The following is an 18726-nucleotide window of genomic DNA, read 5'->3' on the forward strand; positions in this document are numbered from 1 at the left end:
ACGCCTGGACGCAGGACCGCGCGCTGAAGGTCATCGGAATGCGCTAGGGCGTAGGTGAGCCGGTCCGACGCTCTCGTCTCCTCACAGACTCTGGGCGGTCGGGGAGGGGATCAAAGTCCACCTCGACGATCGAGCGCGGAATCACTGCGGTCGTAGTCCTGTAGAGCCGACGAATCGCCAGGACCAGGATGATCAATGCGAAGAGCGCTGGTGCCAGTGGAAGAATCGGGGCCCACCACTCGAAACCTCCGTGATCCCGGACCTCGCGAGCGAAGTCGAGTTGGCCGCTGATGCTGTCCAGATCGTAAGCACTTGCGTCGACGAGAACCGGTACGCGAACGTAGGTGAACGCTAGATACGCGGAAGCGAGCAGCATCCCCAGTGCCGTAAAGGCGAGCACGACGAGGCGCGCCATTCGTCGCCGCCCCGGAGGCGCCAGGAACTGCGGGCGACCGAGGCGGGGGGCCCGAACGGCCGCTCGAGCTCCGCGATTGAGGGCTGCTCTTCGAATTTCTCCGAGCCGGGCACCCGGGATGGTGCCGACGATTCGCGCGCCAGAGTTGCCGGTGTGCAATACCTCGATGACCCCGCCGTCGCCCGGATCCAAGAAGTCGAACTCTAGGCGGTGAGTGTCATCTACCTCATCGACTTTGAGCCCAATCTGGCTGCGACTCTGCGCGACGACGCGGGCCTGGAGGACCTCGTCGTTGTCCGAAACCTCGATGCGGAGGGGATCGGTCGCCAGGATGGATGAGCCCTCAACATGGTCCCCGCGCTCGTTCCAGAAAGCGAGGAAGGTCCTTGAGATTGACGCGATTGGCCGACCTTCAAAGGTCGCCGCTACGCCTGCTCCGAAGTGATGTTCTAGTGGGCCCAGCCGGTCGAAGTCCGTGGCACGCCGAAGGTCCGGCACCTGTCTGTTGCGCCTTCCCGCCCAGAACGCGACCGGTATGCCGACCACGAAAAGGAGAATGCCGAGACCCCAGCCGACCAGATCACCAAACGACACGCGCCACCCCGCCTCTACTCGACTGTCACAATCGGCACGAGCATATCGATCGACTTCGGGCCTCGACGGCATCCGCGCGGCTCAGTCTTCACGACGACAACCTCGGGACCCGAGGGGGTCGTCCCCCTCGCGACCCTGCGGGCCGCACCAGCCGCACATGTCGGGCCGACATTCCGGCCTCTTCGCGCGGACGATGGGGCACGTGGGGGGCACGACCATCCCCTACAAACGACGAAACCCCCGTTTTACCGGGGGTTTCTCTTGTGGGCGATACTGGGATCGAACCAGTGACCTCTTCCGTGTCAGGGAAGCGCGCTACCGCTGCGCCAATCGCCCGGGGTGTGAGTGAGTTCCAGGAACTCGTCTCGAGGTGGATACGGGATTCGAACCCGTGTATACGGCTTTGCAGGCCGCTGCCTCGCCTCTCGGCCAATCCACCGTTGCTTGGGTTCACCACCAAAGAACAAACCGGCTTGCGCCGGCTTGGTCAGAGCGGATGACGAGACTCGAACTCGCGACCCTCACCTTGGCAAGGTGATGCGCTACCAACTGCGCCACATCCGCGTTGCTCGCATTTCTGCGTGCAGAAAGACAATAACCGATCCCGTGAACGAATGACAAACCGAGCCCACTGCGCCCGGGATTCCGGCCGGTCACGCGACCAATCGGGCCGAACGTCTCGGGCGTGTCGCGGTCGACCGCGACTCGCCTGCACCCCCGTCGGCGGGCGCCCCGCTTCGCGGTTTCCCGTCCCCGACGCGGTCGTCCGGACCCTCGCGCGCCGATGTGCAATCGACCCGCTCGGTGGGCTAGTATCGAGTCCGCGGTCGCGATCCCATCGAGTCCGCGGAGATGGGCGATTGGCGCAGCTGGTAGCGCGCTTCCTTCACACGGAAGAGGTCGTCGGTTCGAGCCCGGCATCGCCCACCATCACGAGACGCCCCCGGTTCCCCCGGGGGCGTTTCGACGTTCGGGGTCGCGTGGGCGTCAGCCCCACCCGTAGCGCGCGGCGAGCGCGTCGACGAGGAGCGCGTACCGCTCGGCGTCGAGCGACGCCGCCTCACGCCGCATCCCCTCGGCATGCACGAGGAAGACCCGGTCGATCCGCGCCCAGCTCGGCCGGCCCTCGCCGTCCCAGGCGCCCGCTCCGAGCGCGACCGCGTCACCGTTCCCGTTCTGCGGCTTGCTCGTGAGCTGCACCGCGAGGAACCGGCCCTCGGTGCCCGCCGCGACGACGGCAACGGGTCGGTCCTTGCCCCGGCCGTCGCGTTCCTCGTAGGGCACCCAGGTCCACACGACCTCGCCGGGGTCCGGCTCGCCGTCGCGCTCCGGCGTGTAGGCGAACCGGACGCGTCGCACGTCGGCGGGGTCCAGCTCGACCGTCGCCGACGGACCGGTGCGCCCCGGCCACTCCTCGCCGTCATCAGCAGGGGGCCGCCACGCGGCATCCGACGACGTCGCCGCCGCGGGTCGGGCGGAGTCCCCGCCCGACGGCGTCGGGAGCGAACGGATGACACGCCTGAGGGCGGTGAGGAAGCGGCGGGTGTCAGGCACACCCGCACACTACCCTCACCGCCCTCGCGGTGATCGCAGGATCAGACGGTCTCGAGCTTGTAGCCCTCTTCACCGTGGACGATGGTGTCGATGCCGGCGAGTTCGTCCTCGTTCTTCACGCGGAAGCCGATGGTCTTCTCGATCGCGAAGCCGACCACGAAGGCCACGATGAACGAGTAGAGCAGGACGCCGATGGCGGCGATCGCCTGCACGGCCAGCTGACCGGCGCCCGCATCGCTGACGAAGAGGCCGGTGCCGGTCGCGAAGAAGCCGAGGTAGAGCGTGCCGATGAGGCCGCCGACCAGGTGGATGCCCACGACGTCGAGCGAGTCGTCGAAGCCCCACTTGAACTTCAGCTCGATGGCGATGGCGCAGACGGCACCGGCGACGACACCGAGGACGGTGGCCCAGCCCGGGGTCAGGTTGGCACAGGCCGGGGTGATCGCGACGAGACCCGCGACGGCACCGGAGGCGGCACCGACCGACGTCGGCTTGCCGTCCTTGATCTTCTCGACGATGAGCCAGGCGAGGATGGACGCAGCGGTTGCGACGAGCGTGTTGACGGCGATGAGGCCGACGCCGGGCATGCCCTCGGCGAGGAACTCGGCACCGGCGTTGAAGCCGAACCAGCCGAACCACAGGATCGAGGCGCCGAGCAGGGTCAGCGGCACGTTGTGCGGCTTGTCCATGCCCTTCTGGAAGCCCACGCGCTTGCCGAGCACGAGTGCCAGGGCGAGGGCCGCGGCACCGGCGTTGATGTGCACCGCGGTTCCACCGGCGTAGTCGATGACGCCCGGGAGGCCGAGCGTGTCGCCGAGCGAGAGGATCCAGCCGCCGCCCCAGACCCAGGCCGCGACCGGGAAGTAGACGAGGGTGGCCCAGATGCCGGCGAAGATCATCCACGCACCGAACTTGGCGCGGTCGGCGATCGCGCCCGAGATCAGGGCGACCGTGATGATGGCGAACGTCGCGCCGAAGATGACGCCGAGCAGGTCGGCGTTGGCCGACTCACCGCCGGCGAGGCCCGCGAGCCCGAAGTCGGAGAAGGGGTTGCCCGCGAACTCCCAGGCGCTGCCGACCGCGCTCATGTTGAAGCCGTAGAGCACCCACAGGACGCTGATCAGTCCCATTGCGCCGAAGCTCATCATCATCATGCTGACGACGCTCTTCGCCTTGACCAGGCCGCCGTAGAAGAACGCGACGCCCGGCGTCATGAAGAGCACGAGCGCGGATGCCGTGACGGCCCACGCGATGTTGCCGCTATCCATAGGTAATCCTCACACCTCTTGGTTTGCAGGGGACGTACCGCGAGGGGGATGAGACTGGGGCTCGTCTCGAGGTACGTCGTTCAGAATGGTGCGAGAAGGTTTCGACGACGGGGCACGCTGCGTTTCGCAACGGTTACGGATTCGCCCTGAATGTAACGAGCGTGTTTCCGGATGCCGCGACGAGCCTCCGAAAGAGCCGCCGAGGACTTGTGCGGCTCGCTCGCCTGCGGCTCAGTCGTGCGGCGGGAGCTCGCCCGTGGTGAGCGCGATCATGCGCGACATCGAGCGCAGGTACTTCTTGCGGTACCCGCCCGAGAGCATGTCCCCGCCGAACACCTCGTCGAGCTCGAGGCCGCTGGCCAGGATCGGCACCTCGGCGTCGTAGACGCGGTCGATGAACGCGACGAGGCGGAGTGCGGCGTTCTGGTCGGTGAGCTCGCGGACACCGGTGAGCGCGATGAACTCGAGCCCCTCGATGAGCTTGATGTACTTCGACGGGTGCACCGTCGACAGGTGCGCGAGGAGGTCGTCGAACCCGTCGAGGGACACGCGATGGCCCCGGGAGGCGAGCGTCGTCGCCGCGTGCTCCACGGCCGCGTCGTCGGCGAGCGCCTCGGCGTGCCCCTCGGTGTCGCGGCGGCGGTAGTCGAGGCCGTCGATGCGCAGCGTCTCGAAGTTCGACGACAGTGCATGGATCTCGCGGAGGAAGTCGGCCGCCGCGAACCGGCCCTCGCCGAGCGCGTTCGGCGGCGTGTTGCTCGTCGCCGCCACGCGAGTGCCGCCCGCCATGAGCTCGCCGAGGAATCGGGTCATGAGCATGGTGTCGCCGGGGTCGTCGAGCTCGAACTCGTCGATGCAGATGAGGCGCGCACCGCGCAGCAGCTCGACGGCCGGCGCGTAGCCGAGCGCGCCGACCAGCGCGGTGTACTCGATGAACGTGCCGAAGTACTTCGGGCCGTGCGCGACGTGCCAGAGCGCCGCGAGGAGGTGCGTCTTGCCGACGCCGAAGCCGCCGTCGAGGTACACCCCGGGGAGCTCGATGCGCGCGGGCCGCTTCCGTGAGAAGAACCCGCCGGGCTTCTGGGCGGCGCGCCACGCGCCGGCGAAGGTGTTCAGCCGGTCGAGGGCGGCCTGCTGCGACGGGAAGTCGTGATCGGGCCGGTACGACTCGAACGAGGCGTGCGCGAACTGCGGCGGGGGCACCAGCTCGGACGCGATCTCGGCGCCCGTGATCGACGGGTGGCGGTCGACGAGTCGCTCGATGGCGGATGCCGCTGCAGTGGTCATCGGCGTGGGATCTCCTGTTGCACCTCGTGACATGTGCGGTGACGACGACCGGCATGCCGCGTAGATTCGGTGGTGGACGGGTCACCAGCCTAGTCCGCTCCCCGATCCCGCCTCGCCCGACCGGGCGACCACTGGAGGTTCCCCATGTCCGTCGAGTTCGACCCCGCCGCCAAGCTGGCCGAGTACGCCCACCCCGAGCGGCTCGTCACCACGGACTGGCTCGCCGAACGCCTCGGGGCGCCGGGACTCGTCGTGGTCGAGTCCGACGAGGACGTCCTGCTCTACGAGGTCGGCCACATCCCGACCGCGGTGAAGGTCGACTGGCACACCGAGCTGAACGACCCCGTGGTGCGCGACTACCTCTCCGGCGAGCAGTTCGCCGAGCTGCTCTCCGCGAAGGGCATCGCGCGCGACGACACGGTCGTGATCTACGGCGACAAGAACAACTGGTGGGCCGCCTACGCGCTCTGGGTCTTCACCCTCTTCGGGCACGAGGACGTCCGACTCCTCGACGGCGGCCGCGACAAGTGGATCGCCGAGGGGCGCCCGCTGACCACCGACGCGCCGGCACGCGAACCCGTCGAGTACCCGGTCGTGGAGCGCGACGACACCGTCATCCGCGCCTTCAAGGACGACGTCCTCGCCCACTTCGGCAACCCGCTCATCGACGTCCGCTCGCCGGAGGAGTACACGGGCGAGCGCACGCACATGCCCGCCTACCCCGAGGAGGGCGCGCTGCGCGGCGGCCACATCCCGACCGCGGCGTCCGTGCCCTGGGCGCGCGCCGCCGCCGAGGACGGCACGTTCCGCACGCGCGCCGAACTCGACGCCATCTACCGCGACGAGGTCGGGCTCGAGGACGGCGACGACGTCATCGCGTACTGCCGGATCGGCGAGCGATCCAGCCACACCTGGTTCGTCCTGACCCACCTGCTCGGATTCCAGGGAGTCCGCAATTACGACGGGTCCTGGACCGAGTGGGGCAGCGCGGTGCGCGTCCCGATCGCGACCGGCCCGGAGCGCGGCGAGGCGCCGACCCGATAGGACGGATGCCCGGCGCCGGGTGGGAGAATGGACCGGATGGATGCCACGACCCTCCCCCCGGCGCTCGCCGAGACCCGCGAGGACTTCCTCGCACTCGGCGTGAAGGACCGCCTGACGCTGCTGCTCGACTTCTCCAACGAACTGCCCGAGCTTCCCGAGCGCTACCGCGACCACCCCGACCTGCTCGAGCGGGTCGAGGAGTGCCAGTCCCCCGTCTACATCTTCGTCGAGGTCGACCCGGAGGGCCTCGTGCACATGCACGCGACCGCACCGGCGGAGGCGCCCACCACGCGCGGATTCGCGTCGATCCTCGCGCAGGGACTCGACGGGCTCACGCCCGACGAGGTGTTCGCGATCCCCGCCGACTACCCGCAGTCGCTCGGCCTGGGCGAGGCCGTCTCGCCGCTGCGGGTGCGCGGCATGTCGGGCATGCTCGCCCGCGCGAAGCGCCAGCTCACGGAGCGCATCGCCACCTGACCGGCGGGCCCGACGAGCGCGCGATCGACCGCGCGGTGTCCGCGCTCAGCGCGCCGCGAGCCAGTCGTGCACGAGCATGGTCCAGCGCCGGGCGTCGTGGTTCCACAGCTTCGTGTGGCGCGCGCCCTCGAACACCTCGAACTGCACGAGGTCGGAGCGCACCTCGGCGAGCCGGCGCGACCCGTCGATCGGGACGAAGCCGTCGTCCTCGCTGTGCATGAGCAGGATCGGGACGTGCAGCTCGTCGGCACGGGCGACCGCGTCGAGCGCCTCGAGGTCGATCGGCGCGGCCAGGCCGGTCAGCGTGCCGGCGAGGGGGGCGCTGAGCACGCGTGCCACCGCGCCGCCGAGCTCCGCGGGCAGGCCGAGCGCGCGCCCCTGGAATCGGAGGATGTCGGGCCAGTCGACCGCGGGCGACTCCAGGATGACGCCGACCAGGTGCTCCCGGACCTCGTCGGAACGCAGCACGGTCTGCAACGCGATGGAACCGCCCATGGACCAGCCCATCAGGACGACGCGTCGGGCACCGCGCTCGACGGCGAACCGGACCGCCGCGACGACGTCCTCCCACTCCGTGCCGCCGAGGCCGTACCTGCGGTCCTCGCTGGCAGGCGCCTCGCCGTCGTTCCGGTACGAGACGAGCAGCGAGGACCAGCCGGCCCGGCTCGCCGGCTCGACCGCGCGCAGCCCCTCGTGGCGCTTGGCACCACGGCCGTGGACGACGATGAGCCAGTCGGCGGAGGGCGCCCCCGCGGCATCCGCCGCCGGGACGAACCAGGCCGGGGCCGGACCGAGCGGCGTCGGGACCACGACGTTCTCATACCGCTCCGAGACCTCCCACGGACCGAGGTGGACCCACCCGCTGATCCGGCCGCGTGCGGCCCGATCGAGCCTGCCGAACTCCACCGACTCGACGGCGCGCCGCACCCGGTGACCGTCGTCGTGCAGCACGTCGCCCACCCGGGCGTAGCCCGAGTCGTGCTCGAACCAGAGACCGTACCGTCCGCGCATCCGCGCCTCCTCGGCACCCGAGAGCACCACCTCGCCGGCCGCGAGGTCGACCCGCTCGATGCGGAGGTCGTCCTCGCGATCCGGCTCGGGCGTCACCACGCGGCGCGCGAAGACGATCGCCGTCGCGGCGGTCGCCGCAGCGAACGCGGCGCCCACGATGGCGAGCCCGCCGAGCACCGCGCCGATCGGTCCCATCGTGTGCTCGAGCCTCGACATCCCGCCTCCTGTTCGTCGCCGACGTGCATCGCCCGGGGTACAGGCGCTCGCGCGGCGCGCCGCCACCGACCCCTGCGATCGAGACTCTAGTCTGCTCACGTGTCCGACTCGGCGACCACGCCTCCCCCTGAGTTCGCCGCAGCGCTGGAGTCGCTGCGGGCAGCGACACCGCGAGCGGAACTGCGCGTGTCGGAGATCGCCGCGCCCTCGTCGCTGGCACCGTGGGCCGTCGCACTCGCGGCGGACCTGATCCCCGGGCGCCACGCGGAGGACTCCGACCTCGGCACCGGCCGCTTCGTCCTCCTCCACGACCCGTCGGAGCCCGAGTCGTGGGGCGGGCGCTTCCGGGTCGTCTGCTTCGCGCAGGCCCCGCTCGAGACCGACATCGGCGTCGATCCGTTCCTCGCGGACGTCGCGTGGTCGTGGCTCGTCGACGCGCTCGACGCCCGCGGGGCGCGCTACGTCGCAGCCTCCGGGACCGTCACGAAGATCCTCTCGACGGGGTACGGCGAGCTCGCCCGGCAGGGCGACGGTGCCGAGCTCGAGCTCCGCGCGTCGTGGACGCCGCTCGACGCCGAGATCGCGCCTCATGTGGAAGGGTGGAGTGAGTTGCTGTGCATGCTGGCCGGCCTGCCTCCGAGCTCGGAGGGGGTGACGGCCCTTCCACGGAGGAGGAGACGTGGCTGACGAGTTCCACGTGATCGACTCCCACGACGCCTACGACGACGCGGTCGAGGCCATCGCGGGGGGCGTGGGTCCGGTCGCCGTCGACGCCGAGCGGGCGAGCGGGTTCCGCTACTCGCAGCGCGCGTACCTGATCCAGCTGTTCCGCCGCGACGCGGGGACGTTCCTCTTCGACCCCACGATGGTCGGCGACTTCGCGAGCCTGCAGGACGCGATCCGCGACGAGGAGTGGGTGCTGCACGCGGCCAGCCAGGACCTCGCGTGCCTCCGCGAGGTGGGCCTCGACCCGTCCGGGATCTTCGACACGGAGCTCGCGGCGCGACTGCTCGGGATGCCGCGGGTCGGCCTGGCGTCCGTGGTCGAGGAGCTCCTCGGCATCCGCCTCGCCAAGGAGCATTCTGCGGCCGACTGGTCGACCAGGCCGCTCCCCCAGTCGTGGCTGCGCTACGCCGCACTCGACGTCGAACTCCTCGTCGACGTGCGCGACCGCCTCGCCGAGCGGCTCGTCGACGCGGGCAAGGAGGAGATCGCGCGCCAGGAGTTCGACGCGACCGTCCATCGCGCCGCGAAGCCCCCGGCCGCCGAGCCGTGGCGCCGACTGAGCGGCATCCATGCGCTGCGCTCGCCCCGGAACCTCGCCGTCGCGCGCGCGCTCTGGCACGCCCGCGACGACCTGGCGGCTGAGACGGATGTCGCGCCCGGCCGCCTCGTGCCGGATGCCTCGATCCTCGCGGTCGCGAAGACCCTCCCCGAGTCCAAGCGCGCCCTCGCCGACCTCAAGGCCTTCAACGGTCGCGCGAGCCGGACCGAGATCGACCGCTGGTGGGCGGCGATCGAGGAAGCGCGGACCGCCGAACCGCCCGCCTCGCGCGTGCCGAGCGATGCGCCGCCGCCCCCTCGGGCCTGGGCATCGCGGAATCCGGAGGCCGACGCACGCCTCCGGCTCGCGAAGGCGGCCGTCGGCGACGCGGCCGAGGAGATGGGCATGCCGGTCGAGAACCTGCTGACGCCCGACCACCTGCGGCGACTGGCGTGGCGTCCTCCCGTGGACGCGACGTCGGAGGCGATCGGCGACGCCCTCGAGGAGCTCGGTGCGCGACCCTGGCAGATTGCCGCTACCGCACAGATAATCGCAATCGCGTTTGTGCAGGCCGCACAATCGCTCGAAGACGCCGCACACGACGCTTCGTAGGAACCGGCAACCGATTCCGGCGGCCGCACAGGGCGTTCCTAGGATCAGGTGATCCTCCATTCGAAAGGGAGCTGCAGCGTGGCTGAACGAACTGACGTCGTATTCGTCGACGGGGTCCGTACCCCCTTCGGCAAGGCCGGCGAAAAGGGCATGTACTGGAACACCCGGGCCGATGACCTCGTGGTGAAGGCGATCGTGGGGCTCCTCGAGCGCAACCCGAACGCGCCGAAGGACCAGATCGACGACGTGGCCATCGCGGCCACCACCCAGACGGGCGACCAGGGACTCACGATCGGCCGCAGCGCCGCGATCCTCGCGGGCCTGCCGAAGTCGGTCCCCGGATTCGCGATCGACCGCATGTGCGCCGGGGCGATGACCTCGGTCGCGATGCTGGCCGGCTCGATCGGGTACGGGCAGTACCGGCTGGCGATCGGCGGCGGCGTGGAGCACATGGGCCACCACCCCATGGGCTCGGGCGTCGACCCCAACCCGCGGTTCGTGGCCGAGAAGATGGTCTCCGAGGACGCCCTCGTCATGGGCGCCACCGCCGAGCGCATCCACGACCGCTTCCCGCACCTGACCAAGGAGCGTGCCGACCGGTACGCCCTCGGAAGCCAGCAGCGCACCGCGGCGGCCTACGAGGCGGGCAAGATCCAGCAGGACCTCGTGCCCGTGGCGATCCGCACGAACGAGGGCTGGGGACTGGCGACGCGCGACGAGGTCATGCGTCCCGAGACCACCCTCGAGGGACTCGCCGGGCTGAAGACGCCGTTCCGCCCGCACGGTCGCGTCACCGCCGGCAACGCCTCCGGCCTGAACGACGGCGCCACCGCGGCACTCCTGGCCAGCGGCGACGCGGCCAAGGAGTACGGCCTGAACGTCAAGATGAAGCTCGTGAGCTACGCGTTCGCGGGGGTCGACCCGGCCATCATGGGCATCGGCCCTGTGCCGGCCACCGAGAAGGCGCTGCGGATCGCCGGCCTGAAGATGGACGACATCGGGCTCCTCGAAGTCAACGAGGCGTTCGCCGTGCAGGTGCTCTCGCTGCTCGACCACTACGGCATCGACGACGACGACCCGCGCGTGAACCCGTGGGGCGGCGCGATCGCCGTCGGCCACCCGCTCGCCTCGTCGGGCGTGCGCCTCATGAACCAGCTCGCCAGCCAGTTCGCCGAGCGCCCCGACGTCCGCTACGGCATCACGACGATGTGCGTGGGCCTCGGCCAGGGCGGCACGATGATCTGGGAGAACCCGAACTACTCGCGCAAGGCCGCGAAGAAGGCCTGAGGAGCACCGCGATGACCGACTACACGAAGATCGACTTCACCGAGCTCGCGGGCATGTTCGACGACGAGGTCGTCACGCATTCGTACGTGCGCGACATCCCCATCTCTGAGGGCCGCACCCTCGCGCTCGTCACCCTCGACAACGGCCGCGACCACACGCGGCCGAACACGCTCGGCCCGAACACGCTGCTCGAGTACGCAGCGACCCTCGACGGGCTCGCCGAGCGCGCCGCGGCCGGCGAGATCCACGCGGTCGCGGTGACGGGCAAGCCGTTCATCCTCGCGGCGGGCGCCGACCTGTCCAAGGTGTCGCAGCTGCCGGACCGCGAGTCGGGACTGCGCATCGCGCAGCTCGGCCACTTCGCGCTCGGCAAGCTCGCGACCGTGGGCGTGCCCTCGTTCGCGTTCATCAACGGCCTCGCGCTCGGCGGTGGCGTCGAGATCGGGCTGCACGCCGACTACCGCACCGTCGACGCGTCGCTGCCGGCCATGGCGCTTCCCGAGGTCTTCCTCGGCATGATCCCCGGCTGGGGCGGCGCGACCCTGCTGCCGAACCTCATCGGCATCGAGAACGCGCTGAAGATCGTCGTCGAGAACCCGCTCAAGCAGAACCGCACCGTCAAGGCGCCGGACGTGCTCGAGCTCGGCATCGCCGACGTGATGTTCCCCTCCGTGAACTACCTCGAGGACTCGATCCGCTGGGCCGACGACGTCGTCTCGGGCCGCGTGAAGGTCAAGCGCCCGAACGAGCCCGGCAAGGTCGAGCGCCTCGTGAAGTGGGACGCCGCGATCGGCATCGCGAAGAAGATGCTGCAGAGCCGCATCGGCACGGTACCGAAGTCGCCGTACGCGGCGCTCGAGCTGCTCAAGGCGGCGAAGTCGGGCACCCGCGAGGAGGGCTTCGCCCGCGAGGACGAGATGCTCGCGGACCTCGTTTCCGGCGACCAGTTCCACGCCTCGATCTACGCGTTCAACCTCGTGCAGAAGCGCACGAAGAAGCCCGCGGGAGCGCCCGACAAGGCCCTGGCGAAGCCCGTGACCAAGGTCGGCGTGCTCGGCGCCGGGTACATGGCGAGCCAGTTCGCGCTGCTCTTCGTCCGCCGACTGCAGGTGCCGGTGATCATCACCGACCTCGACCAGGAGCGCGTGGACAAGGGCGTCGCCTACATCGCCGGTGAGATCGACGCGCTGCTCGGCAAGGGCCGCATCTCCTCCGACGAGGCCAACCGGCTCAAGGCGCTCGTGCACGGCACGACCGACAAGGCGGAGTTCGCGGACTGCGACTGGGTCATCGAGGCGGTGTTCGAGGAGCTCGCGATCAAGCAGGACGTCTTCGCCGAGATCGAGCAGTACATCTCCCCGGAGGCGGTGCTCGCCACGAACACCTCGTCGCTCTCGGTCGAGCAGATCGGCGCGAAGCTCGACCACCCCGAGCGGGTCGTGGGCTTCCACTTCTTCACCCCGGTCGCGGTGATGCCCCTCATCGAGGTCGTGAAGACGTCGAAGACGGATGACGCGACGCTCTCGACCGCGATGGTCACCGCGGCGAAGCTGAAGAAGAACGCCGTGATCACGGCCGACACGCCGGGCTTCGTCGTGAACCGCCTCCTGGCGGTGCTCCTCGGCGAGGCGATGCGCGCGGTCGACGCGGGCACCTCGTTCGAGACGGTCGACGAGGCGATCGCGCCGCTCGGCCTGCCGATGGCGCCGTCGGCGCTGCTCGACCTCGTCGGGCTGAAGGTCGGCGCGCACGTGCTCGACACCCACCACGCGGCGTTCCCCGACCGGTTCTACCGCTCGGAGAACCTGCACGCGCTGGCCGAGTACGGCAAGCTCCTCGACAAGGACGACAAGGGCCGGGCGAAGGGCTTCGACAAGGGGGCGCTCAAGATCGTCGCGGGCGGCACCGATCCCTCGACCGCGGAGGAGATCCTCACCCGGCTCGAGGACGGCCTCGCGCGCGAGACGCGGCTGATGCTCGACGACGCGGTCGTCGCAGCGGCCGAGGACATCGACCTGTGCATGATCCTCGGTGCCGGATTCCCGTTCCAGATGGGCGGACTCACGCCGTACCTCGACCGTGTGGGCGCCTCGGAGCGCGTGTTCGGCGACACGTTCCACCACCCGCCCGTCAAGGGCGTCGAGTCCTGACCGACCGCTGAACGCCGAACGGCCCCCGACGCGATGTCGGGGGCCGTTCGTATGCTCCTCAGCGTGACGCGCATCCAGTACTACGTGGCCTCGACACTCGACGGCTTCATCGCCGACGAGCACGACGGGCTCGAGTGGCTCCTCCAGTTCGGCATGGAGGACTTCAGCGACCACTACGAACGCTTCTTCGCCTCGGTCGGCGCGCTGGTCCTCGGCGCCACGACCTACGAGTGGATCCTCCGCGAAGGCGGCGGGTGGCCCTACGGAGAGCTGCCGACCTGGGTGCTCACGCACCGAACGCTCGAGACGCCCGAGGGCGCCGACATCCGTTTCGCCGATGGCGATGTTGTTGCCGTGGCGGATGCCGCGAGCTCGGCCGCAGGCGGACGGAACGTGTGGGTCGTGGGCGGTGGGCCGGTCGCCGCCCAGTTCCTCGCGGCGGGGCGGCTCGACGACCTGCTCGTGACATACATGCCGGTCGCGCTGGGCCGCGGACGACCGCTGCTGCCGGTCTCGGAGGTCACGCCCGTGCTCACGCTCACCGGGCTCACCCGTCTCGGTGACGCGGTCGAGCACGTCTACCGCATCGACTGACGCAGAGCCGGGAAGAGCCGGTGCGAGGCGAGGTCGATCCTCGGCTCAGACGCGCGGCTGCGCGCCCGTACCCGTCGGGACGTCGATGCCCGCGTTGCGGGCGTGCGGGAGCTTGCTGCCGAGCACCATCGCAGTGACGTCGCGGGCGATGTGCTGGGGCGTGAGGCCGACGCGCTCGAGGATGTCGCCGCGCGAACCGTGGTCCAGGAACTCGTCGGGCAGACCGACCTCGGTGACCGCCGTGTCCACTCCGGCCTCTCGCAGGTCCTGGCGGATCCGGGTGCCGATGCCGCCGACGCGGATCCCGTCCTCGATGCTCACCACGATGCGGTACTCCCCCGCGAGCGAGACGACGCTCTCGGGGACCGGCACGACCCAGCGGGGGTCGACGACCGTCGCCCCGATCCCCTGCGCCTCCAGCTTGCGGGCGACCTCGAGCCCGATGCCCGCCATCGGGCCGACCGTCACGATCAGCACGTCGCGGCGATCGGACTCCGTGAGGACGTCGACCCCGTCGTGCGTGCGGCGGATCGCGTCGTACTCGGTGCCGACCGTGCCCTTCGGGAACCGGACGACCGTCGGCGCATCGCCGACTCGCACCGCCTCGGCGAGCTCCTCGGCGAGGCGGACGGAGTCGCGCGGCGCCGCGAGGCGGATGCCGGGGACGACCTGCAGGATCGAGAGGTCCCAGACGCCGTGGTGGCTGGGACCGTCCGGCCCGGTGACGCCCGCCCGATCGAGCACGAAGGTCACGCCGGCCCGGTGCAGGGCGACATCCATGAGCACCTGGTCGAACGCCCGGTTGATGAAGGTCGCGTACACGGCGACCACCGGGTGCAGGCCGCCGAAGGCGAGGCCCGCTGCGGAGGTCACCGCGTGCTGCTCGGCGATGCCGACGTCGAACACCCGGTTCGGGAAGCGCTCGGCCATGCGGTGCAGCCCCGTGGGCCGCAGCATCGCCGCGGTGATGCCGACGAGTCGCTCGTCGCGCTCGGCGAGTGTCACAAGCTCGTCGGCGAAGACGCTCGTCCACGACGGTGCGGACGCCGTCTCGAGCGACTCGCCCGTCTCGGGGTCGATCTGGCCGACCGCGTGGAACTGGTCGGCGGCATCGCGTCGGGCCGGCTCGTACCCGCGCCCCTTCTCGGTGATCGCGTGCACGATGACCGGCGCACCGTAGTCCTTCGCCTGGCGCAGCGCTGCTTCGAGCGCGCGCTCGTCGTGACCGTCGATCGGGCCGATGTACTTGATGTCGAGATTCGAGTACAGCGCCTCGTTGCCGCTGACCCGGCTGAGGAAGCCGTGCAGGCCGCCGCGGACGCCTCGGTAGATCGCTCGACCCGGCGATCCGAGGCGATCGAACGCGCTGCGACTCTTCAGGTGCAGGGATCGGTACGACTGCTTCGTGCGCACCGAGTTCAGGAACCGCGCCATCCCGCCGATGGTCGGCGCATAGGAGCGACCGTTGTCGTTGACGACGACCACGAGGTTGCGGGTGTTGTCGTCGGAGATGTTGTTCAGCGCTTCCCAGGTCATCCCGCCCGTGAGCGCGCCGTCGCCGACGACGGCGACGACGTGGCGGTCGCCCTGTCCGGTCATCTCGAAGGCCTTCGAGATGCCGTCGGCCCACGAGAGCGAACTCGACGCGTGCGAGCTCTCGACGACGTCGTGCTCGGACTCGGATCGCTGCGGGTAGCCCGCGAGACCGCCCGTCTGGCGCAGGGTGGAGAAGTCCTTCCGACCGGTCAGGAGCTTGTGCACGTACGACTGGTGTCCGGTGTCGAAGATGATGGGGTCGCGCGGCGAATCGAACACGCGGTGGATCGCGAGCGTGAGCTCGACGACGCCGAGGTTGGGGCCGAGGTGCCCGCCGGTCTTCGACACGTCGGCGACGAGCACCTCGCGGATCTCGCGGGCGAGCTCCTCCACCTGGTCGTCGGACAGCGCATCGAGGTCGCGTGGTCCGCGGATCGTGTCGAGCAGCCTCATCCGTCGTGCCTCCGGGTGCGAGGGGCGCCGTGCGCCCGGGTTTCGTTCGAGTGTACGCCGGACGACCTGTGAGCCCCGGCAGAGATCGGGGGCGGCGAGCCGAAGCCCGCCGCCCCCGTCGTGCGCCGTCGTCAGACGAGGCTGCGAAGCACGTACTGCAGGATGCCGCCGTTGCGGTAGTAGTCGGCCTCACCGGGGGTGTCGATGCGGACGACCGCGTCGAACTCGACCGTCTGCTTGCCCTCCGGCGAGAACTCGCTCGGCTCGGCCGTGACGCGCACCGTCTTCGGCGTGACGCCCTCGTTCAGCTGCTCGAGGCCCGAGATCGAGACGACCTCGGTGCCGTCGAGGCCGAGCGACTCGGCGGACTCGCCGGCGGGGAACTGCAGCGGGACGACGCCCATGCCGATGAGGTTCGACCGGTGGATGCGCTCGAAGCTCTCGGTGATGACGGCCTTCACACCGAGGAGGCTCGTGCCCTTCGCGGCCCAGTCGCGGCTCGAACCGGAGCCGTACTCCTTGCCGCCGAAGATGACGAGCGGGATGCCCTGCGCCTGGTAGTTCATCGACGCGTCGTAGATGAACGACTGCGGGCCGCCCTCCTGCGTGAAGTCGCGCGTGTACCCGCCCTCGACGCCGTCGAGGAGCTGGTTGCGCAGCCGGATGTTCGCGAACGTGCCTCGGATCATGACCTCGTGGTTGCCGCGGCGCGACCCGTAGGAGTTGAAGTCCTTGCGGTCGACGCCGTGCTCCGTGAGGTAGTGGCCCGCGGGGCTGTCGGCCTTGATCGAGCCGGCCGGCGAGATGTGGTCGGTCGTGACCGAGTCGCCGAGCCGGGCCAGGACGCGGGCGCCGACGATGTCGGAGACCGGCGTCGTCTCGATGGTCATGCCGTCGAAGTACGGGGGCTTGCGGACGTAGGTCGACTCGGCGTCCCACTCGAAGGTCGCGCCGGTCGGCGTCGGCAGCGTGCGCCACCGCTCGTCGCCCTCGAACACGCTCGCGTACTGGTGGTCGAACATGTCCTTGTCGATCGAGGAGTCGATCGTGGCCTGCACCTCGGACGCGTCCGGCCAGATGTCCTTCAGGTAGACCTCGTTGCCGTCGGAGTCCGTGCCGAGCGGGTCGTTCTCGAAGTCGAAGTTCATCGTGCCGGCGAGCGAGTACGCGATCACGAGCGGCGGGCTCGCGAGGTAGTTCATCTTCACGTCGGGGTTGATGCGACCCTCGAAGTTGCGGTTGCCCGAGAGCACCGCGGTCACGGCGAGGTCGTTCTGCTGCACGGCGGCCGAGACCTCCTCGATGAGCGGCCCGGAGTTGCCGATGCAGGTGGTGCAGCCGTAGCCGACCGTGTAGAAGCCGAGGTCCTCGAGGTCCTGCGTCAGGCCGGCCTTCTCGTAGTAGTCGGTGACGACCTTCGAGCCCGGGGCGAGCGTCGTCTTCACCCACGGCTTCGCCTTCAGGCCCCGCTTCACCGCGTTGCGGGCGAGGAGGCCCGCGGCGAGCATGACCGACGGGTTCGACGTGTTCGTGCACGAGGTGATGGCGGCGATCGTCACGGCACCGTGGTCGAGCGTGTAGGCCGTGCCATCCGCAAGTTCGACCGAGGTCGGCTTGGACGCCGTCTTCGGCGCGTGCGACCGGTGGTGGTGCATGTGGTGGTTGTGCTCGTCCTCCGGCGAGTTGCCGGGCGGGTCGGATGCCGGGAAGGACTCGGCGATCTCGAGGTCGACCAGGTCGTGGTCGACGTCGGCGTAGTTGGTCAGGTCGGACTCGAACTGCGACTTCGCCTCGGAGAGCACGATGCGGTCCTGAGGACGCTTGGGACCGGCGATCGAGGGGACGACCGTCGAGAGGTCGAGCTCGAGGTACTCGGAGTACACGGCCTCGTTGTCGGCGTCGTGCCAGAGCTTCTGCTCCTTGGCGTAGGCCTCGACGAGCGCGAGCTGCTCCTCGCTGCGACCGGTGAGGCGCAGGTAGTCGATCGTGACGCCGTCGATCGGGAACATCGCCGCGGTCGAGCCGAACTCGGGGCTCATGTTGCCGATGGTCGCGCGGTTGGCGAGCGGCACGGAGGCCACCCCGGTGCCGTAGAACTCGACGAACTTGCCGACCACGCCGTGCTTGCGCAGCATGTCGGTGATCGTGAGCACGACGTCGGTCGCGGTGACGCCCGCGGGGATGGCGCCGGAGAGCTTGAAGCCGACGACCTTGGGGATGAGCATGGACACGGGCTGGCCGAGCATGGCCGCCTCCGCCTCGATGCCGCCGACGCCCCAGCCGAGGACGCCGAGCCCGTTGACCATGGTGGTGTGCGAGTCGGTGCCGACGCAGGTGTCGGGGTAGGCACGGGTCACGCCGTCGACATCGCGGTGGTAGATCACCTTCGCGAGGTGCTCGATGTTGACCTGGTGCACGATGCCGGTGCCGGGCGGGACGACCTTGAAGTCGTCGAACGCGGTCTGGCCCCAGCGCAGGAACTGGTAGCGCTCGCCGTTGCGCTCGTACTCGATCTCGACGTTGCGCTCGAGCGCGTTCTCCGTGCCGAACAGGTCGGCGATGACCGAGTGGTCGATGACCATCTCGGCGGGCGAGAGCGGGTTGATCCGGTTCGGGTCGCCACCGAGCGCGACGACGGCCTCGCGCATGGTCGCGAGGTCGACGATGCAGGGCACGCCCGTGAAGTCCTGCATCACCACGCGCGCGGGCGTGAACTGGATCTCCGTGTCGGGGTCGGCGGTCGGCACCCAGGAGCCGAGGGCCTCGATCTGCTCCTTGGTGACGTTGGCGCCGTCCTCGGTGCGGAGCAGGTTCTCGAGCAGCACCTTCAGGCTGAACGGGAGCTTCTCGTGCCCGGCGACGGTGTCGATCCGGTAGATCTCGTACGAGGCATCTCCGACCTGGAGCGTGTCCTTCGCCCCGAAACTGTTCACTGCAGACACGATGTCCTCTCCTTCGCGGATG

At 69.9% G+C, this 18726-nt stretch carries 14 protein-coding genes and 4 tRNA genes; 8 read left to right on the forward strand and 10 right to left on the reverse strand.

What is annotated here, in order from left to right:
* Positions 1–43: 43 nt before the first annotated feature.
* The 4 genes from ACFVHK_RS11895 to ACFVHK_RS11910 form a co-directional block, all read right to left on the reverse strand.
* The gene (locus ACFVHK_RS11895) at positions 44–1009 is read right to left on the reverse strand and encodes a hypothetical protein (protein ID WP_376928982.1); all 966 of its coding nucleotides are present in this window, start codon (positions 1007–1009) and stop codon (positions 44–46) included.
* A gap of 264 nt (positions 1010–1273) precedes the next feature.
* Positions 1274–1345: transfer RNA gene (locus ACFVHK_RS11900), tRNA-Val, on the reverse strand.
* Positions 1346–1377: 32 nt separating this feature from the next.
* Positions 1378–1448 (reverse strand) — tRNA-Cys (locus ACFVHK_RS11905).
* A gap of 52 nt (positions 1449–1500) precedes the next feature.
* A tRNA-Gly gene (locus ACFVHK_RS11910) sits at positions 1501–1573 on the reverse strand.
* 290 nt (positions 1574–1863) lie between these two features.
* On the opposite strand from ACFVHK_RS11910, the gene ACFVHK_RS11915 reads away from it, so the two are divergent.
* Positions 1864–1939, forward strand: a tRNA-Val gene (locus tag ACFVHK_RS11915).
* 57 nt (positions 1940–1996) lie between these two features.
* On the opposite strand, the gene ACFVHK_RS11920 is transcribed toward ACFVHK_RS11915, so the two are convergent.
* From ACFVHK_RS11920 to zapE, 3 genes are all read right to left on the reverse strand, one after another.
* Positions 1997–2563, reverse strand: a complete 567-nt coding sequence (locus ACFVHK_RS11920) for a type II toxin-antitoxin system PemK/MazF family toxin (RefSeq protein WP_376928983.1) — start codon at positions 2561–2563, stop codon at positions 1997–1999.
* Positions 2564–2604: 41 nt separating this feature from the next.
* Positions 2605–3831, reverse strand: a complete 1227-nt coding sequence (locus ACFVHK_RS11925) for an ammonium transporter (protein ID WP_376928984.1) — start codon at positions 3829–3831, stop codon at positions 2605–2607.
* A gap of 231 nt (positions 3832–4062) precedes the next feature.
* The gene (zapE, locus tag ACFVHK_RS11930) at positions 4063–5118 is read right to left on the reverse strand and encodes a cell division protein ZapE (protein ID WP_129232997.1); all 1056 of its coding nucleotides are present in this window, start codon (positions 5116–5118) and stop codon (positions 4063–4065) included.
* Positions 5119–5262: 144 nt separating this feature from the next.
* On the opposite strand from zapE, the gene ACFVHK_RS11935 reads away from it, so the two are divergent.
* Positions 5263–6162 carry a sulfurtransferase gene (locus tag ACFVHK_RS11935; RefSeq protein ID WP_376928985.1) on the forward strand — a complete coding sequence of 300 codons (900 nt, stop codon included), beginning with the start codon at positions 5263–5265 and terminating at the stop codon, positions 6160–6162.
* A gap of 36 nt (positions 6163–6198) precedes the next feature.
* The gene (locus tag ACFVHK_RS11940; protein ID WP_376928986.1) at positions 6199–6639 is read left to right on the forward strand and encodes a SufE family protein; all 441 of its coding nucleotides are present in this window, start codon (positions 6199–6201) and stop codon (positions 6637–6639) included.
* Between the two features lie 45 nt (positions 6640–6684).
* On the opposite strand, the gene ACFVHK_RS11945 is transcribed toward ACFVHK_RS11940, so the two are convergent.
* A complete protein-coding gene (locus tag ACFVHK_RS11945) occupies positions 6685–7866 on the reverse strand; it encodes an alpha/beta hydrolase family protein (protein WP_376928987.1) in 1182 nt (393 codons plus the stop codon).
* Positions 7867–7965: 99 nt separating this feature from the next.
* Between ACFVHK_RS11945 and ACFVHK_RS11950 the strand changes: the two genes are divergently transcribed.
* The 5 genes from ACFVHK_RS11950 to ACFVHK_RS11970 all read left to right on the forward strand — a co-directional run bounded on the left by ACFVHK_RS11950 (position 7966) and on the right by ACFVHK_RS11970 (position 13773).
* A complete protein-coding gene (locus ACFVHK_RS11950; protein ID WP_129233001.1) occupies positions 7966–8553 on the forward strand; it encodes a DUF3000 domain-containing protein in 588 nt (195 codons plus the stop codon).
* Positions 8546–9742 carry a ribonuclease D gene (locus tag ACFVHK_RS11955; RefSeq protein WP_376928988.1) on the forward strand — a complete coding sequence of 399 codons (1197 nt, stop codon included), beginning with the start codon at positions 8546–8548 and terminating at the stop codon, positions 9740–9742. Before ACFVHK_RS11950 ends, ACFVHK_RS11955 begins: the two co-directional genes overlap by 8 nt.
* Before the next feature lie 78 nt (positions 9743–9820).
* Entirely contained in the window at positions 9821–11029 is a 1209-nt protein-coding gene (locus tag ACFVHK_RS11960) for a thiolase family protein (RefSeq protein WP_376928989.1), read from the forward strand.
* 11 nt (positions 11030–11040) lie between these two features.
* Entirely contained in the window at positions 11041–13179 is a 2139-nt protein-coding gene (locus ACFVHK_RS11965; RefSeq protein ID WP_376928990.1) for a 3-hydroxyacyl-CoA dehydrogenase NAD-binding domain-containing protein, read from the forward strand.
* A gap of 63 nt (positions 13180–13242) precedes the next feature.
* Complete coding sequence (locus tag ACFVHK_RS11970) at positions 13243–13773, forward strand: dihydrofolate reductase family protein (protein WP_376928991.1); 531 nt, start codon at positions 13243–13245, stop codon at positions 13771–13773.
* Positions 13774–13818: 45 nt separating this feature from the next.
* Here the strand turns inward: ACFVHK_RS11970 and dxs are convergent, their stop codons facing one another.
* Positions 13819–15762: a 1-deoxy-D-xylulose-5-phosphate synthase gene (gene dxs, locus ACFVHK_RS11975; protein WP_376928992.1), complete on the reverse strand. Its 1944-nt coding sequence runs from the start codon at positions 15760–15762 to the stop codon at positions 13819–13821.
* Positions 15763–15893: 131 nt separating this feature from the next.
* The gene (gene acnA, locus ACFVHK_RS11980; RefSeq protein WP_376928993.1) at positions 15894–18704 is read right to left on the reverse strand and encodes an aconitate hydratase AcnA; all 2811 of its coding nucleotides are present in this window, start codon (positions 18702–18704) and stop codon (positions 15894–15896) included.
* Positions 18705–18726: the final 22 nt, after the last annotated feature.

The organism is Agromyces binzhouensis (genome assembly GCF_042672355.1).
In the GTDB taxonomy this organism is placed as follows: Bacteria; Actinomycetota; Actinomycetes; order Actinomycetales; family Microbacteriaceae; genus Agromyces; species Agromyces binzhouensis.

Bases quoted from the DNA above. Each gene is read 5' to 3' on its own strand.
- ACFVHK_RS11925 (WP_376928984.1), bottom strand. From the start codon at position 3,831: ATGGATAGCGGCAACATCGCGTGGGCCGTCACGGCATCCGCGCTCGTG.
- zapE (WP_129232997.1), bottom strand. From the start codon at position 5,118: ATGACCACTGCAGCGGCATCCGCCATCGAGCGACTCGTCGACCGCCAC.
- ACFVHK_RS11935 (WP_376928985.1), top strand. From the start codon at position 5,263: ATGTCCGTCGAGTTCGACCCCGCCGCCAAGCTGGCCGAGTACGCCCAC.
- ACFVHK_RS11940 (WP_376928986.1), top strand. From the start codon at position 6,199: ATGGATGCCACGACCCTCCCCCCGGCGCTCGCCGAGACCCGCGAGGAC.
- ACFVHK_RS11945 (WP_376928987.1), bottom strand. From the start codon at position 7,866: ATGTCGAGGCTCGAGCACACGATGGGACCGATCGGCGCGGTGCTCGGC.
- ACFVHK_RS11965 (WP_376928990.1), top strand. From the start codon at position 11,041: ATGACCGACTACACGAAGATCGACTTCACCGAGCTCGCGGGCATGTTC.
- dxs (WP_376928992.1), bottom strand. From the start codon at position 15,762: ATGAGGCTGCTCGACACGATCCGCGGACCACGCGACCTCGATGCGCTG.